Genomic DNA, 16,146 nt, shown 5'->3' with positions numbered 1-16,146 from the left:
GCCCGCCCCGTCGACCGCCGCGTGGGCCTTCGTGGTCCACCCGCCACGCGAATGGCCAAGCCCGTGATCAGCGGGTTCGTCGCGGACCCTCTTGTGATCGCGGGTTTTCCTGTGATTCGCTCGTGGAGTTGGCGCAACGCAGTTCTCCTGCACGCGCGGCTATCGAGCGGAGGGTGCTCGCGGCGCTGCAACGGCGTGAAGGTGGTGCCGGGGGTAGGCGACCCGGCCCCGGCGGCTTGCGTACGAGGAGGGACCGGTAATAGCCGCTGGCTGAACCGAGCCTGGTAATCGGACCACCCGGCCCCCACATCACTGATGCCAGAACGCCCGGCCAGGTGATGGTGATAGCGGATGCAACGGAAACGGCCGACGGCTTACCAGATGGGCAGTTCTGGACAATTTCAATCCGGTCCTGTCGCGCGGTAACGCGGAAGCGAGAGACGGAGGATCAGCGCACCGGCAAAGCCCAACACCCCTAGGCAAAAGGCCGCCAGGGTTAGTGAGGCGAGCGCTGTGACGCCAGAAATCAAGAGTGGCGCGGAGGCCTGGCCTGCGTCGGTCGTAAAACGCCATGTGGCCAGGAACGGCGCCGGGTCAGTTGGATCCGCCAAGTCGGAGCCCAGCGTCATCAGGACTCCGGCGGTCAAGCCATTGGCGAGTGACAGTGCGACAACAACGCCGATGAACCAGGAGACCGCGTTCGGCGGGTCGTGGGTGAACGACAGGACCACGTGGCCGATGCCGAGGCCGACCATGGAAGGCACGATCACCCGCAGTCTCCCGAATCGATCCATCGCCCAACCGCCGGTGTAGAACAGCGCAACATCAATGGCCCCGCCCATTCCCACAACCATGGCAATGCTCGCCTCCGACATGCCCAGGCTGAGACCCCACATCGGCAGCAGCACCTGGCGGCTCGCCCGCAGAGCCGCCAGGGTGGCGGCTCCAACGCCGACCGTGACCAACGCATGCCGCCTGCTTTGGCCGCCTCCGATGGGGTCTGGCGGATTACCGGCACGGGTGCTTCGTGGGGAGGCGGTTGGATTGGTCTGTCGATGCGCCTCGGCAACCTCCCGCGGGTCCTGGGCTATCAACACGACTATCCCGGCAGCGATGCAGGCCGCGAGTTGGACCCAGAGAGCTGTCTTGGGCGAACCGGTGGCCGTGATGAGCCAGGCAGACAAGAACGGGCCGATCAGAAAGCCGAGGCGAAAGGTTCCGCCGAGCGTTGACATGGCGCGCGCGCGGGCAGCGAAAGGCACTGAAGTGGTCAGGAATGCGTGTCTGGCAAGGTAAAACACAGCAGTGGCTAGCCCCATCGCGAAGACCGCGAGGCCCAGCATCCATAGTGATCGTGCCAGCAACGCGGCGCTAGCCGCGATGGCTGTCAGGGCCAGTGCGGCGAGCATCCCGGATCGTTCACCGAACCGGGTGACCAGTGCGCCGGAAGGTAAGTCGGCCACGAGCACGCCGACGACAAGCATCGACGCCACGAATCCGGCGTTCGCAAGTGACGACCCGAGGTTGTGTGCAATCACCGGTATCACCGGTGTAATCGCACCCTGTCCGATCGAAAACAGCAGATTGGGCAGAAAGATGGCTGCAGCCAGGCTACGCCAAGGCAAGTTGGCTGCAACCGAAGTCCTCGTTCCTTTGACCATTTAGCCACTCACCTTCACGGGCCCACCCTGTCGATTCCGCCCGGCATTACGTTCCGGTTGAAAGATTAGGGGGACCGCGATCCCGCTCCCCCTTTTATCCGCAGGCACGTCCCGTTAGGCGGGGCAGGTCGCGCAAAGTTGGTCGGGCCGGGAACCGCCACACCGCGATGCACCGCCGCGCGCAGGACACGCCCGCAGACCCACGCCGCGTGACCGGGGCCTGTCGGCTTCCGAGAACCAAGGTGTATCAGCCTCCCTTCTCTGCTAGATCAGACTAGTGGAGAGAGCGGGCGGCTTCACAGTTGAATTACGCCGCAGTCACCTGCGATGGTCATCTCGGTGCCCAAGGCGGCAGACATCCGGGCCATTTCGCCCAGAATTCGGTCAGCATCTTCCCCCGTGGCGAGCATTGGCCGACCGTGGGTGCTTCGTCTGCCGTTGTTTGACAACTCAATAGGAAACACCTCGAGTTTGAGACCGTCGGATGTGATCCTCGCCCTGACAATGCTTGAATCGTAGCGCACAGGCTTCCGCATGTCGTAATAGTCCACCGCATCGGAGTCCCAGCCCAGGCCCGCCAGGTCATAGCTGTCCTGCGGCTGCAGCGGAACCGTCTCGGCCTGATGGAACAGGTAGCCCAGCGAATGCAGAATCGGCTTTCCTTGATACAGCTCAATGCCGCGGTCGCGATGCGGTCCGTGGCCGACCACGATGTCCGCGCCGGCGTCAATTGCCTCGTGAGCAGCTTCTACGAAATGGCCGCCCGATTCCTCCGGCAGAACCCCTCCCTCGTGGGTGTGGATCGACAAGATGACCCAGTCGGCGGATCGCTTTGCGATATCAACTTGTCTGACTATCGCCCGGAGGTCGTCGGGATCGGCGGTTCGCCGGAAGGAGAAGTCGTCGCCCCGGACGTATCGGGTCACTGGGTAAGGAGTGTACATAGGTTGCCCGCCAAGATGGAACACCGAATCAGAGTCTTTCTCGAATCTCTGAAAGAAGGGCTGCTTGTGGCTGTCCTGGTTACCAATCCGTGAGGCCATTAGGCGCAAAGTTTCAAAGGTAGCGACATCAACCGAATACTCCGCCCAAGGGCGTAGCCACATGACTCCCGGTCGCCCGATCATGTCCCGGCGCTGGTCGCCTGGGCGGCTTTGCGCCGGTCCACAGTCGGTGCAAGCGACGATGCCGACTCTTCCTGCCCTTGTGTCCAGAAACGCGGGGGCATGAGCTTCGGCCCTGTTCCTACCTGCGCCAGCGTTCACCAATCCGTGTTCGTCGAGATGCCGCTTACTAGTCAGCAACCCTCCAGGCCCGAAATCCCAGGAATGGTTGTTGGCGTTGGATGTGATGTTGAGGCCGAGCCACTGCAGTTCTTTGATAATAGAGGGCGCGGCGCGCAGAGCGGTCTTGTTTACAGCGAAACTTGGATCCAGCTCGTTGGTCTCCGGCGGATGCTCGTAGTCGTGAAAAAGCATTTCGATATGCGTATATGCTGCATCGGCAGACCGGATGAGTTCCCTAAGCTGGGTGAACTCGGGCTCAGTGTAGATTGACACCGGCCTGGTGATCAAGCTTTCACCCGTGATGGTCATCACGATTTCGCCGGATTCCGAAGCGTACTTCGACATTTCAAACACCTCGCTCTTGGAAGTCTTCCGTGTCCCCCTGGGGGGAAGCCGTCGCGGCAATGTCGGCATCCCGAAGAATATCGGTTATTGCTCGCATCGATGCCAGGCCTTCAAGGTGGAAGACGGCGTCTTCCAGCCGAGATGCCACATCGGGCCCGGTGATAGGGGGCACAATGTGGTTGAATTTGTAGCTGAGTTTCTCCCAACCTGCGATGTGGTCGTGGTGATCGAAGGACTTGACTAGGCGCTGGCCATTCTTCAGCGTGACGTGTACCTCACTCGGAGCATTCCGCGTGGTCGAGGGGGCATAAACGGCCTGCACGCACTTGATGGCTTCCTTTGCCTCGGGGGAGTTTACGGCTTCATCTGTAAACGCTGCCCCCATCGTGTCGTAGCCAAGAAGGGCAGCGGTTACCGCATATCGGACGCTGAACTTTCCTTCCAAGCCCGTGCGAGGATTCTCAATCCCTGCGTGGTCGAGCGCGAAAGGCGGGATGTATGCCACAACCTTTTGGATCTGATCCATTATGATGCCGTGCTCCTCGCGGAGCAGTTCAACCGCTCCGATGGCCGAGTGTGCTGAGGCACAGGATGCCCACATCTTGGGGATTATCTCGTCCGCCAGATATGGGTCTCCGAGCGGACGCAGGGCAGCTTCGGCACCGGAAGGACCCGCTGAGGCAACCCATTGCTCGCCGTAGTAGTCATTGAGGGCCTCGGCTTGGGCACGGGATGATTCGGCCCAGACGAAGCCGTATTCCGCCTCGAGTATGTTTGGCGCTGATGTGAAGCCCGCCTCGGCAAGCAGCGCGGCGAGGGTTCCGTTGCTCGCCGCTTTGCCCGCGTGGAATGACTTGCACATTGAGCCGAAGACAGCCCGCAGCCCCGCTGCTTGGGTCCCAGCGATCCCAAGGGCCATTTCGATCTGCGCCAGATCCAATCCCAGAATCTTGGCGGCCGCTGCGGCAGCAGAGAAGGTGCCAACGGTTCCCGTCACGTGCCAACCAGCATCATAGTGAGCGTAGCCGACCAGGCGTTCGACTCGACCGCTCGTCTCCTGGCCTGTGACTACTGCTTCGATGAAGCGCTCGCCGGAAGCGTCTCGATCCTGCGCAACGGCGAGTGACGCGGGCATAATGTCCGCCGAAGGATGTATAGCGATCGCGACATCGTCAAAGTCCATTTCGTGGCCGGCCAACCCGTTGATCAAGGCTGCTTCGACTGGACCGGTCATGCGGAAATCGTCGCCTAGTAGGCAGCAGGTTCCATCCCCAGCGGAACGCGTCACGACATTGCGGAGAATGCGGGTCGGCTCGGTCGCCGATCCAGCGATCGCTACACCTAGCCAATCAAGGAAGCAGCACTTCACCCGCTGAATGACTCGGTCTGGCACTTCTGACAGGCGGACCTTGGGGCCAATTCCCGCGACGGTACGCGTCAAGGGCGGGGACCCCAGTAGTGTCGGCGCTATCTCGGCAGTTCGATCCTTCATGTTGATCACTTACTTTCATTGGTTGGAGACTGTCTAGAGCTTTTCGCGGCTCATCTGGGAAAGGCGCGGATCGGCTGGCCGCGCTGTGCCTTGGGTAAGGTGGCACCGCACCGTGACGCCGCAGGCGGCAGCAACCTGGGGTGGTGGGCTCGTGTGGCATATGTCAATGGCGTTGGCGCACCGCGGACCGAACGCGCAGCCGGGAGGAGGGTTTGCGGGATCGGGCGGCTCTCCAAGCAGCCGAATGCGTTGCCGGGTCTTCTGGATTTCAGGATTTGGCACGGGCACTGCGGAAAGGAGCGCCCTGGTGTAAGGATGTGCCGGCTCATGGTAGACCCGTTCCGTGGGACCTGACTCCACGACCTGTCCCAAGTACATGACTGCCACGGTGTCTGCCAAGTTGCGAACCACCGAGAGATCGTGGCTGATGAAGACTAACGCCGTGCTTAGGTTCTCGCGCAATTCGTCAAGCAGACGGATAATCCCGTTCTGCGCGGACACGTCCAGCGCGCTGAGGGCTTCGTCGCAAACCAGCACGTCTGGGCGGACGGCAATAGCCCGCGCAATTGATACGCGTTGACGTTGTCCCCCAGACAGTTCGTACGGGTAGCGGCCGGATAGGGCCGGGGACAGGCCTACCTGGTAAAGGAGCTCGCCCACTTTGGCGTCCCTTGCCTGGCGGCTGAGTCGTTCGTGTACGATTAACGGCTCAGCGACGCTATCCCCAATTACCATGCTGGGATCAAGGGAGGCCATCGGGTCCTGGAACACCATCTGCACATGCCGGCGATAGCGCCGTAGCTGCCGTTGGGACAGGTTGGTGATGTCTCGTCCAGCCAGTATGACCCTGCCGGCCTTTGGCTCGACCAACCTCATGAGAGCCCGCCCGGTCGTTGTTTTGCCTGAACCGGACTCTCCTACCAGACCGATGACTTCAGCGGCTCGAAGGTCGAAACTCACGTCGTCAACCGCCCGGAGCCTCGCTTTGCGGCCATGTGCTCCCTTGATTGCAAACTCCACACTTAGGCCCGAGACAGTCAGGACCCGGCGGTCTTCGTCAGGTCGGACCGTGTCGCTCGCTGTCACTTCGCTCATCGCGCCGGTCCCTTCAGGTCCAGTTCTTCGTACCGTGGGCAACGGGTCATGGCGCCCCCGTGCAGCGTTCTCAAGGTGGGCTGATCGATGGAGCACCGTTCTTGCGCGAATGGGCACCGGGGGTGGAAGCGGCAGCCGGGCGGGATGGCGTCTGGAGTCACAGCTTCGCCCGGGATAGTGGCAAGGGCACGCGAACCCGTTCCGATTTGCGGCAATGAAACCATCAGTCCCTCTGCGTACGGATGCGTTGGGTGGGCAAACACGCCTTGAACGTCATCGGCGGCCACGATCTGGCCTCCGTACATGACCGCAACTCGGTCGCACACGTCCGCTATCACGCCGAGATCGTGTGTAACAAGGACCAGGCCTATAGACAGCTCCCTAACCATTTCCTTGAGCAGATCCAGAATGCCCGCTTGGATCGTGACGTCGAGTGCGGTGGTGGGCTCGTCGGCTATGAGAACACGGGGATTGCACAGAATCGCCATAGCAATCAGTACACGTTGGCACATTCCTCCGGAGAATTCGTGAGGATAGCTGTCTTTTCTTTGCTTCGCGTTGGGGATCCCGACGCGGTCAAGGACTTCAATGGCCATCTGAGTTGCTTCGCGCTTTGAGGCACCCAAGTGTCGTCGCGCCAATTCGGCAATCTGATAGCCGACTGTGAAGGCTGGATTGAGAGACGACATCGGCTCTTGAAAGATCATCGTCATCCGGTTGCCCCTAATGTCCTGAAGCCTCCGTTCGGGTTGACCCAACAATTCCTCGCCGTCAAGAGTGACGCTACCGGAGACAATTCGGCTGCCGCTCTGCGGCAGCAAACCCATTACGCTCAGGGCCGTCACCGACTTACCAGAACCCGACTCCCCGACAATTCCGACCGCCGTGCCTGGTTTGACTGCGAAAGTCACGTCTTCGATGATGCGAGTCCAGCCCCCGGCGGTTGCCAGTTCGACCGTGAGGCCCTGAACATCAAGTACGGGACCGATCCCGTCGGCCGTTTGGTCCAAGTTAAGCTCGGCGGCGCTGTTCATCGTCCGGTCCTGACTTCGCGCCCAAGGGAGTCGCGCAAGCCGTCCCCCAAAACGTTCAGCGCTAGCACCGTCAGCGCGATACAAACCCCGGGCCAAACTATCATGAGCGGCGCACTGGACAGGTACCGCGATGCGTCTGAGAGCATAGCGCCCCAACTCGCTTGCGGCGGCATGACGCCGAGGCCCAAGAAGCTTAGGGCTGCTTCGCCGAGCATCGCCTGGGCCATGAACACCGTGAGTTGCACTAACACTGGTGGCATCATGTTCGGCACCAGATGGGTGATCGCTATGCGAAGGTTCGACGTGCCGATCGACCTTGACACGTCTACGTAGGTCTCCTCGCGCACGGAGAGAACCACGCTGCGCACCAGTCGAAAGAGCCGGGGCACTTGGGTGATGCCGATGGCGACCATCGAGTTTACCAGGCCGGGGCCGCGGGCTGCCACGATTGCGATGGCCAGCAGCAGGCTAGGGAAACTCATAAGGGCGTCCATTACCAGGGAGAGCACTTGGTCAGGCCAGCCACGATACAGCCCAGCAATGAGTCCGAGCGGTACGCCCAAGACGACTGCCACGCTAACGGCTATGGCTCCCGCAGCGAGCGAAATGCTCGTCCCAGAGATCAGCCGGCTCAAGACGTCTCGTCCGAACACGTCTGTTCCAAGGACGTGTTTTGGAGAGCCGATCGGGAGCAATTTGTCGCCGAGTGCTTGTTGGTTCGGGTCTACTGGGTAGATCGCGTCGCCGAAGAAGGCGAGCAGAACCAGAAAAATGAGCACTACGGCGGCGGCAATTGCGAGTTTCTGGTGGCGGAACCGTCGCCAGAAACGTCGCGCGGCGGAGGTCGGTGGGGCAGCCGGCGCGGTCTTGGCAGCCAGTTCCTTGGCTCGCTCAACCGACCAGCGCTGAGCTGCTTCGTCCAATGAGTCGGGGACGCAGTCGTCCACATGCTGATTCGCAGTCATCCGATCACTCGAACCCTTGGATTGAAGAACCTGTAGGACAGATCGACGAGGAAGTTGATGATCAACACCATCACGGCGATCGCGATCGCGACACCTTGGACCATAGGCAGATCCCGCGCTAGAACTGAATTGACCATCAAGCTTCCTAAACCTGGTAGTGCGAAAACCCGCTCAATCACTATGACGCCGCCCAGAAGTACCGCGATGCGCACGCCTAGCACCGTAACGAAGGCTGTTCCGGCGTTCTTGAGGGCGTGCTTCGCGATGATCTGAACCGAACGCAGGCCCTTGGCTCGGGCCGTGCGAATGTAGTTCTCCTCAAGAACCTGCGACATAGAGCTGCGCACTTGGCGCGCCAACTCAGCTGTCTTGGTCACGCCCAAGGCCATGGCCGGCAGCACCAAATGCATTAGCCATTGGCTCGGGTTTTCGCTCAACGGAACGTATTGGGCAACTGGAAACCAACCGAGCTTCAATGCGAATAAAGAAACCAGCAGCAGGCCAACCCAGAATTCAGGCATCGCCATCGCGACGGACGCAACGCCCGTGACCGTACGGTCAATCCAGGTGCCGCGCCGCAGCGACGCGAGTAGTCCTACGATGATGCTCAACACGGTTGCCATGGCGGTCGCCAACAGTGCTACCGAGAGGGTCACTGGTAGTCGGCGTGCGATCTCTGTTGCAACGGGCTGGCCGCTGAATAGCGATTTGCCCAAGTCTCCGTGAATCGCTCGACTAGCCCAATTGAGAAACTGGAGGTGGGCGGGCTGGTCAAGACCTAGTGCCCGACGCACCTCTTCGATCTGCTCCGGAGTGGCTGATTCCCCTGCGAGAGTGAAAGCGGGATCTCCGGGCACCAGCAGAGCCAGCCCGAATACGATCACGCTGGCGAGCACCAGGGTAAAAACCATCCGGAGCAGTCGAAGAGCGAGTGACATCAGTCAGTCCCAATCAAGACTTGGCAAAGCGGTCCGTCAACCGACCGCTTTGACGTGACGGAAGTCGTAGGAGCGATCCGACCACTGCGGAGCGGGCAGCCCCTCAATGCCTTCGCGATGGGCAATGACGCCAGAGGACAGTACGATCGGCACGTTGAGCGACTGGTCGTAGATCTCTTGACTAATCTGCTTGATGATTTCATTGCGTTCATCGCTGCTGCCGGTTGCCGCGAGGGCCTGATCGATGAGGCTCAAGAGCTTAGGAGTGTTGAGGTTGCCTGGGTTCTGCGTTGAACCTGTGCCGGTCAGCAACTGGATCGTCGCGAGCGGATCAAGCCTGCCGCCCCACGATGCGATCATGGCGTCAGTCTGGCCGCTGAAGTACGCGTTGCCAGCCTCCGCTCCATTCTTCACCTCATAGGTCACGTCTATTCCGACCTCGGCGAGCATCGCCTGCACAGCGACGTTTTGGTCGGGGTAAGTCGTAGTAGCGCTCGAAACGTAGGTGAAGCCGTCAGGATAACCCGCCTCGGCGAGGAGTTCCTTGGCCCTCTCCGGGTCGTACGTGTACTTGGGGATATCGGGGTTGTAGTACGGCATCGACTCGGGGAAGTACTGAGCCGTGGGCTCAGCGAAGCCCATATAGATTCCGTCGGCCAGAGCCTGCCGGTCGATCGCAAGATTAAGCGCTTCGCGGACCCTTGGATCTGCCATTGGCGTGGCCTTCTCAGGATTCATGTAGATCCTGTAGCAAGCGGTCGTGGGGCGAGCCTCGACTATGAATCCGAGTGACTCGGCCTGCTCAGCGTCGCTTGGGCTCAAGTCCGAGGCATCGGCCTCGCCGCCCTGAAGCGAGTTGAACGCCGTGGTCGTGTCCACAATGAGATTCAGGCGAAGGTTCTTGACGTGGATTGAGTCGGCATCCCAGTAGTCGTCCCACTTGTGGTAGGTGATCGACTGGCCAGGGATGAACTCGTCAAGGACAAACGGCCCAGCTCCCACGGGGTTGAGCTTCGCGTCGTCGAAAGCAGCGACGCTCATCATCATCCCGGCAGCGTCTGCGAACGCATAAGGAAGTGTGCTATCGGGCTTGTCTAGCGTGAGGGTGACCGTCAGATCGTCAACGGCTTCGATGTCAGCTATGGACGCTAGAAGTACCTTCTGAGTGCCGCCTTCTACGGTCCGCGTGCGTTCTAGGTTCGCCTTGACCGCTTCGGCGTTGAACGCAGAACCATCTTGGAACGTCACGCCTTCGCGCAAGTGAAGCGTCATTGACAGGCTGTCGTCGGAGTACTCCCAGGATTCGGCCAATTGCGGTAAAAGGTTACCGGAATCGTCCGGCCAGATGAGGCGGTCGTAAACCGGGTACATCATTGTGTTCATCATTGATCCCTCTGTCGTTGCAGGATCAAAGTGCTGCGGGTTGAATCGGTAGTTGAACGTGAACGTTTCTAGATCAACGTTGGCTTCCTCTGTACTGGTGCCTTTCGCTGGCTCTTTCTCGTCTTCTCCGCTGTTCCCGTTGCAGGCGGCTAGGGAGGTCAGCAAGGTTAGGGTAGCAAAGCCACCGATCACGCTTCGGAATCTGGACATTGGATGAGCCTTTCTTTGCCTGAATTTGACTATTGCCCGGCTCGCCGTGTGCTGTATGCGGAGCTGCCGAGCAGTGTTCGCCCGTACCGGACGATCCGCCGGGCCGACACGCGGTGGCACGGCGCAACGCCAGAGGGGCTGGGTTCGATCTCACCAGCGTGCCTGTCTGGGATGCCACACGCCATTTGCCTGTCTTCATTGAGAGGAGTACGTACTTCGTATGACGAAGATTCAGGCAACTCTAGTTGCGACCGCCCAGGTCTGTCAATACCTCGATGGCAACTGACCGTCTGACCTGGGCTTTCGCTCATCATTCGCGAATCTGATTGACAGGCTGCTACAGGTACCCCGTATGATGTACTCGTTAGTGCCCCGTACGTCATAACTAGCAAGCTAGCGAGGATTCCAGTTCGTGACCGCAAACCTGAATCTGCAGATTCGCCGACCCGAGGAGACGGTCCCGGGGCAGGTCGTTCGACTGCTGTCTCGAGCCATCGTCGACGGCCGACTGGAGCCCGGACGCCGGTTGACCGAGCCAGAGCTCATTGAATACACAGGAGCCAGTCGAACGTCGATCCGTGAGGCGGTCCGACACCTTGAGCAGATTGGCCTCGTGGAGCCTTCGCCGAGCAGGGGTGTGCAGGTCGCGAGGGTCACTCGAGAGGATGTCGAGCACATATATGAGGTCCGCTTGGCCCTCGAGCCGGCGGCTGCGGGCCTGTTCGTCCAGCGGGCAACAGATGACGAAATTGGCGATTTGATCACTTGCATTGAACCAATCGGAACTGCAAGCGAGGTTCGGCTGCGATCCATCTATCGGTTCGACGAATTGTTGGCACGAGGTGCCCGCAACCCAGTGTTGGAAGACTTCCTTGCGACGATCCACGCGCGCATCCACGCCCTACGGAGACTGTCGACGTCCTTGCCGGACCGAGAGAGAGCTTCGGTGAACGAGTACTTGGAGCTTGCGATGATGATCCAGGCCCGCGACCGCGACGGTGCGGTTCAGGCGTCCACTCGGCATGTTCAGGCAGCGAAGGCGGCAGCCTTGAAAGCGCTCGATCTTTTCGAAGAGTTAGGCTCAAAATGACAATCCCAGCAGCAGGCCACGACATTGCCATTGTAGGGGTGGGGCATTCCGACTTCGGAGCGCTCTACCGTCACCGGGACGAGTTCCGCGATGCTTTTGGGCTAGGTGCCGCCGCGCTGCGGGCGGCCATTGACGACGCGGGGGTAGACAAGGGTGACATCGACGCGATGATTTGCTCACGCGTCGACTATGCCCGTATGGCCACCGTGGCCGGTCTGCGGAATCTGCATTTTGTCCATGATCTCGAAGGCTCGGGCCGCATGAGCGGAATTGCTGTCCAAGAAGCCATTGGTCTCATCCGGGCTGGCCTTGCGACCACCGTTGCCCTCATATACGGCAACAACGGACGTTCGGTTGCGATGAAATACGGCGGCGAGGGCGAGAGCGCCGGATCCACCGATGCCTATAACTGGATCTATGGCATGACTTCGCCGGGCGCGTCAGTTGCCCTAATGTACCAGCGGTACCGAAATCTCTATGGAGCCCCCGACGACGCACTCGCGCCCCTTGCTCTCAATCAGCGTCGCAACGCCAGCCTCAACCCTGTCGCGGTGATGCGCAAGGAGCTCACGTTGGGAGAGTATCTTGCGTCTCGCTACATAGCCGAGCCGATGAGGCTGTTCGATTACTGCCTGATCAACGACGGTGGGGTGGCCCTCATCGTAACTACCCTCGACCGTGCACGTGACCTCAAGAAGACGCCAGTCACGATAGCGGCCACGGCAGGGGGTGCCGAACTGCGAAACTACTATCAAAGCGAGGACTTCTTTTATGGGGCGTCGGCGAACGTCGCGGAGCGTCTATATGCCCAGGCCGGCATAGGTCCGCTCGACATGGACATCCTACAGGTGTACGACAACTTCCTTCCGACCATCCTGTTCAGCCTTGAGGGCTTCGGGCACACGGAGCGTGGCACCGCATGGCAGTGGATCCAGGACGGGCGGATTTCACTGGAAGGACCGCGACCAGTAAACACCGCTGGCGGCCATACGTCCGAGAGTTACATGCAAGGCTGGGCTCATCATGTCGAGGCGGTCCGCCAGTTGCGAGGTGAAGCTGGCGACCGACAAGTCCCTAACTGCCGCGTAGCCCAGTACATCTGTGTCGCACCTGTCCTGACGGCACACGTCCTTACAGCAAGTTGAACGGAGCGTCATGAACGATTCCTACGCGCGGCTCCTGCCGCCCGTCACTGACACGAACAGGCAGTATTGGGATGGCCTCGCCCAGGGTGAACTCCGTTTGCAGCAGTGTGACGCGTGCGGCGCCATGCGTTACCCCGACGCGCCCTGCTGCCCTGAATGCCTCTGTGATGCGCATACCTGGAAGCCAGTCAGCGGTCGTGCCACCCTTTGGTCGTGGATCATCATGCACCAGCGCTACTTTGAGGCCTTCGATGAGCTGAGGCCATACCTCGTTGTCCAGATCAAGCTTGAAGAAGGACCGCTGATGGTCAGTTCCCTCATTGATCCACCTGACCAGCTTGAAGTCGATGCACCGCTCAAAGTCGAATTCGTCAAGAGCCCCGCAGACCGGATAATCCCGAAATTCCGGGTCGTGTCGTGAGCGAGGAGGAGCCCGCTCGTGTCTTGCTGAATGACTTGGGCGACGGCGTTTTCCGGATAATACTGAACCGGCCAGCCAAGCGCAACGCGATGGATTTCGCAGCGAGGAAAGCATTGGTGGATGCCCTGGACGCAACCAACGGGAAGGCCAAGGTTCTGATCATCACGGGCGCGGGAACTTCCTTCTGCGCGGGGATGGACCTCAAAGAAGTGGCTTCGGGCGAGGCTTATGATGTGGGCGACGCCGTTCGACGCCGCACAATGTGGACAAATGTCCAGCATGAGATCCGGGCGCACCCTTCAATAGTGATCGCTGCAGTCAACGGGTACGCGCTCGGCGGCGGCGTCACTCTCATCAACACTTCCGACCTTGCAATCGCGGCTGACGAGGCGCTGATCGGAATGCCGGAGGCCAGCTTTGGCCTCTATCCTGGAGTTGCTGGCCCCTCGACCCAGCTACGTCTTCTGCCGAAGCATGCAGCTTGGATGGTGCTCACAGCTTCTCGCATCAACGGTCAGACTGCTGAAGCTTGGGGGCTCGTGAACCGAAGCGTTCCTCGCGAGACGCTCGACGAAGAATCCGAAGTGCTCGCCCGCCAGATTGCTGCATACGATCCCGTCACGCTTGAGTGGTGCAAACGCTCCCTTCAGCAGGTGCCTGGAAACATCGCCGAGTGGCGGGCAGCCCTTGAATACGGTGAGAGCGTAGGAACCCAGATTCGTGCGCGAACCGAGCGCTTGGACCAAGAGCTTGGGGCCCTCACCGATGGCAGGGGAAACTCCGGGCGGAGAACATGATGAACGGTCCGCCAGGGGAGACGGCAGGTGGGACGATACGTCCCGGCGCTTTGCGGATTGTCGAACTCGCTCAGGGCATAGCTGGTCCGTGCTGTGGTCGTTTGTTCGCAGCGTTGGGCGAGGACGTGATCAAATTCGAGCCCACTGCTGCCGACCGCCTGCGCCGAACGCCGCCGCTGCGTTCTGACGGCGTGGGTCACATGTTCGCAGCCCTGGCCCAAGGTAAGAGAATCGTTCGCTGGGACCCGCCAGGACTCTCGTCCGAGTTATGCGAGACCCTTGAGGGTGCCGACATCGTGATCATCGACCGCGATGCAGCGTGGCTTGGTGCGGACGCAGACACCCTCCGGGCGCGCTGGCCCCAACTTGTCGTCGTCTCGGTCACTACGCTCGGCTTGACCGAAGCTGCATCCCTTCCCGAGGACAGCTTGTTGGCGGAGGCATATGGTGGGCTCCTTACGATGATCGGCGAACCGGGCAACAAGCCTTTGACCCTTGGCGGCCACCAGACCTGCTACATGGGAGGCATCGCTGGATTCTTCGGTGCCATGATCGCTCTGCAGCGCTTGGCCCAAGGGCACGGTGGCGATGTCGTTGATGTGGCGTTGGCGGACCTGGCGGCATACGTCGACTGGAAGAGCGACATCGTGGCCGATCGGACCGGCATGCCGCCAAGCCGCTCGGGTGTCGAGGGCGGAGCGTGGAGGATCGTCGAGGCGCAGAACGGCGGCCTGGGTGTGATCTTCCAGCCGTCTCAGTGGGCGGCGATGGTTAGCCTCATCGCCGATCAGCGACTGGCAGACCCCGCTTTGTGCGATGCTGTCGTTCGTCGGGCGAAGGCAGCCGCATGGTGGCCTGCGGTGCGCGACTGGGCCGCCGCCAGGACCAAGGAAGAGGCTTATCACGAAGCCCAAGCGGCGGGGCTAGCATTCGGATACCTCGCCAACGTCGCAGACCTGGCTGAGTCAGAACAGTACCGTGCCCGCAGCTTTGTGGGCTCCGGCGAACGGCCGGCTATCGGGCCACTGTTCAAGTCCGACACGCTCACCTGGCATGTTGGGCAGGTCCCGGATGACCGTGATCCATCGCTGGAATGGCGAGGGCACCGTTGGGAACCGAAGGCGCGATCACCATACCCACGGGCACCGCTGGACGGCCTGCGCGTGCTGGACCTTGGGACAATCACTGCCGGAGCCGCAACTGGCCGACTGCTAGCCGACTATGGCGGTAATGTGATCAAGGTCGAATCAACCATCCGCCCAGATCCGTTCCGGAAGTGGCCGGAGGCCCTGACAGGCGACAGCGGCGCTGACTCTCCGATGTTCGACTCAAACAACGCGGGCAAGCTAGGAATAGACATCGATTTGACGAATCCAAACGAGCGGCGCAGGCTGCTGGACCTCGCCGGCCAAGCTGACGTGGTCATTGAGAACTTCCGTGTTGGCGTGACAGCAAAGCTCGGCGTCGACGCGGCGGCCATTCATGCCGCCAACCCAGATTCCATTTACCTTTCGCTATCCAGCCAGGGCCAGACGGGACCTGAGTCGGGCTACCGCTCGTACGGTTCGACGCTGGATCTGTTGTCAGGTCTCGCATCAGTCACTGGCTACCGTGGCGGCGATGGGATTTGGTCCTCTGCTGAGGTCAATTACCCTGATCAGTTTGTCTCGTTGCTCGGCGCGGCGCTAGTTGCGTATTGTTGGGTCCGTCGAGTCACGGGAGCGGTCCTCGATATTGCGCAGCGTGAGGCTGTGACGTGGACGATTGCCTACCTTGTCGAGGCCTACCTTGATTCGGGCGCTATCGCGCGGCCGACCGGCAACGACCGACCAGGGTGCTTGCCAAGGGACGTGTACCCGTGCAGGGGACACGACCGGTGGGTCGCGATCGCATGCACGACGGACGACGAGCGGGCGGCCCTCGGTCGACTGGTCGGTGTGCCAGTCCAGCCTGCCACCGCCTCTGCCTGGAGGCAGGCAATGAGCACGATTGGGCTGATGATAGGCGAGTGGACCTCAATCTACGATCCTCGGGTCGCCGCAGACAGATTGAACGCTGCTGGCGTTCCTGCGGCTCCCGTCCTCACCGCAGTCGAGCGCTGCCAAGAACCGCATTTCTCTGCTCGGCGTGTCTTCCTGGGTGGGCCACCCCGGCGGAAGGGGTTCCCCTTCCTCCTCAGGGGGTACTCCCCGCCGAACCCTCTTCCGGCTCCGGCGCTTGGCGAACACAGCGAACTGGTGAGCGGAGGCACTTGGCCTGCCTCGAGGAATTCTTGATTTATCGG

The 16,146-nt window shown here is 60.8% G+C and carries 13 protein-coding genes; 5 read left to right on the top strand and 8 right to left on the bottom strand.

Translation table 11 applies throughout. The features are described from left to right. Nucleotides 1-401 precede the first annotated feature (401 nt). The 8 genes from LBC97_14765 to LBC97_14730 form a co-directional block, all read right to left on the bottom strand. A complete protein-coding gene (locus LBC97_14765; GenBank protein ID MDR2567293.1) occupies nt 402-1,661 on the bottom strand; it encodes an MFS transporter in 1,260 nt (419 codons plus the stop codon). A gap of 296 nt (nt 1,662-1,957) precedes the next feature. Beyond that, the gene (locus LBC97_14760; GenBank protein MDR2567292.1) at nt 1,958-3,292 is read right to left on the bottom strand and encodes a CapA family protein; all 1,335 of its coding nucleotides are present in this window, start codon (nt 3,290-3,292) and stop codon (nt 1,958-1,960) included. A gap of 1 nt (nt 3,293) precedes the next feature. Beyond that, a complete protein-coding gene (locus tag LBC97_14755) occupies nt 3,294-4,784 on the bottom strand; it encodes an MmgE/PrpD family protein (protein MDR2567291.1) in 1,491 nt (496 codons plus the stop codon). A 33-nt stretch (nt 4,785-4,817) separates the two neighbouring features. Further along, nucleotides 4,818-5,879, bottom strand: coding sequence for an ABC transporter ATP-binding protein (locus LBC97_14750; protein MDR2567290.1), 1,062 nt, complete (start codon nt 5,877-5,879; stop codon nt 4,818-4,820). After that, on the bottom strand, nt 5,876-6,913 hold the full coding sequence (locus LBC97_14745) for an ABC transporter ATP-binding protein (GenBank protein ID MDR2567289.1): 1,038 nt from the start codon (nt 6,911-6,913) through the stop codon (nt 5,876-5,878). Before LBC97_14745 ends, LBC97_14750 begins: the two co-directional genes overlap by 4 nt. Next, nucleotides 6,910-7,878: an ABC transporter permease gene (locus LBC97_14740; GenBank protein ID MDR2567288.1), complete on the bottom strand. Its 969-nt coding sequence runs from the start codon at nt 7,876-7,878 to the stop codon at nt 6,910-6,912. The genes LBC97_14745 and LBC97_14740 overlap by 4 nt, the downstream gene beginning before the upstream one ends. After that, entirely contained in the window at nt 7,875-8,816 is a 942-nt protein-coding gene (locus tag LBC97_14735) for an ABC transporter permease (GenBank protein ID MDR2567287.1), read from the bottom strand. Before LBC97_14735 ends, LBC97_14740 begins: the two co-directional genes overlap by 4 nt. A gap of 36 nt (nt 8,817-8,852) precedes the next feature. Further along, nucleotides 8,853-10,391 carry an ABC transporter substrate-binding protein gene (locus tag LBC97_14730; GenBank protein ID MDR2567286.1) on the bottom strand — a complete coding sequence of 513 codons (1,539 nt, stop codon included), beginning with the start codon at nt 10,389-10,391 and terminating at the stop codon, nt 8,853-8,855. Between the two features lie 430 nt (nt 10,392-10,821). On the opposite strand from LBC97_14730, the gene LBC97_14725 reads away from it, so the two are divergent. From LBC97_14725 to LBC97_14705, 5 genes are read left to right on the top strand one after another with little or no spacing between them, the layout of a single operon-like run. Next, the gene (locus tag LBC97_14725; protein MDR2567285.1) at nt 10,822-11,499 is read left to right on the top strand and encodes a GntR family transcriptional regulator; all 678 of its coding nucleotides are present in this window, start codon (nt 10,822-10,824) and stop codon (nt 11,497-11,499) included. Beyond that, nucleotides 11,496-12,644: a thiolase family protein gene (locus tag LBC97_14720; GenBank protein ID MDR2567284.1), complete on the top strand. Its 1,149-nt coding sequence runs from the start codon at nt 11,496-11,498 to the stop codon at nt 12,642-12,644. Before LBC97_14725 ends, LBC97_14720 begins: the two co-directional genes overlap by 4 nt. A 10-nt stretch (nt 12,645-12,654) precedes the next feature. Then, a complete protein-coding gene (locus tag LBC97_14715; protein ID MDR2567283.1) occupies nt 12,655-13,065 on the top strand; it encodes an OB-fold domain-containing protein in 411 nt (136 codons plus the stop codon). Between the two features lie 23 nt (nt 13,066-13,088). Then, nucleotides 13,089-13,862 carry an enoyl-CoA hydratase/isomerase family protein gene (locus LBC97_14710; GenBank protein MDR2567282.1) on the top strand — a complete coding sequence of 258 codons (774 nt, stop codon included), beginning with the start codon at nt 13,089-13,091 and terminating at the stop codon, nt 13,860-13,862. Continuing rightward, entirely contained in the window at nt 13,862-16,138 is a 2,277-nt protein-coding gene (locus LBC97_14705; GenBank protein MDR2567281.1) for a CoA transferase, read from the top strand. The genes LBC97_14710 and LBC97_14705 overlap by 1 nt, the downstream gene beginning before the upstream one ends. Nucleotides 16,139-16,146: the final 8 nt, after the last annotated feature.

The organism is Bifidobacteriaceae bacterium, from assembly GCA_031281585.1.
GTDB lineage: Bacteria > Actinomycetota > Actinomycetes > Actinomycetales > WQXJ01 > JAIRTF01.
The sequence above is the reverse complement of the archived record's forward strand: the minus strand, read 5'-3'. Positions and strand labels throughout refer to the sequence as shown.

Bases quoted from the DNA above. Each gene is read 5' to 3' on its own strand.
- LBC97_14735 (MDR2567287.1), bottom strand. From the start codon at position 8,816: ATGTCACTCGCTCTTCGACTGCTCCGGATGGTTTTTACCCTGGTGCTC.
- LBC97_14760 (MDR2567292.1), bottom strand. From the start codon at position 3,292: ATGTCGAAGTACGCTTCGGAATCCGGCGAAATCGTGATGACCATCACG.
- LBC97_14705 (MDR2567281.1), top strand. From the start codon at position 13,862: ATGAACGGTCCGCCAGGGGAGACGGCAGGTGGGACGATACGTCCCGGC.
- LBC97_14765 (MDR2567293.1), bottom strand. From the start codon at position 1,661: ATGGTCAAAGGAACGAGGACTTCGGTTGCAGCCAACTTGCCTTGGCGT.
- LBC97_14750 (MDR2567290.1), bottom strand. From the start codon at position 5,879: ATGAGCGAAGTGACAGCGAGCGACACGGTCCGACCTGACGAAGACCGC.
- LBC97_14720 (MDR2567284.1), top strand. From the start codon at position 11,496: ATGACAATCCCAGCAGCAGGCCACGACATTGCCATTGTAGGGGTGGGG.
- LBC97_14745 (MDR2567289.1), bottom strand. From the start codon at position 6,913: ATGAACAGCGCCGCCGAGCTTAACTTGGACCAAACGGCCGACGGGATC.
- LBC97_14740 (MDR2567288.1), bottom strand. From the start codon at position 7,878: ATGACTGCGAATCAGCATGTGGACGACTGCGTCCCCGACTCATTGGAC.
- LBC97_14755 (MDR2567291.1), bottom strand. From the start codon at position 4,784: ATGAAGGATCGAACTGCCGAGATAGCGCCGACACTACTGGGGTCCCCG.
- LBC97_14715 (MDR2567283.1), top strand. From the start codon at position 12,655: ATGAACGATTCCTACGCGCGGCTCCTGCCGCCCGTCACTGACACGAAC.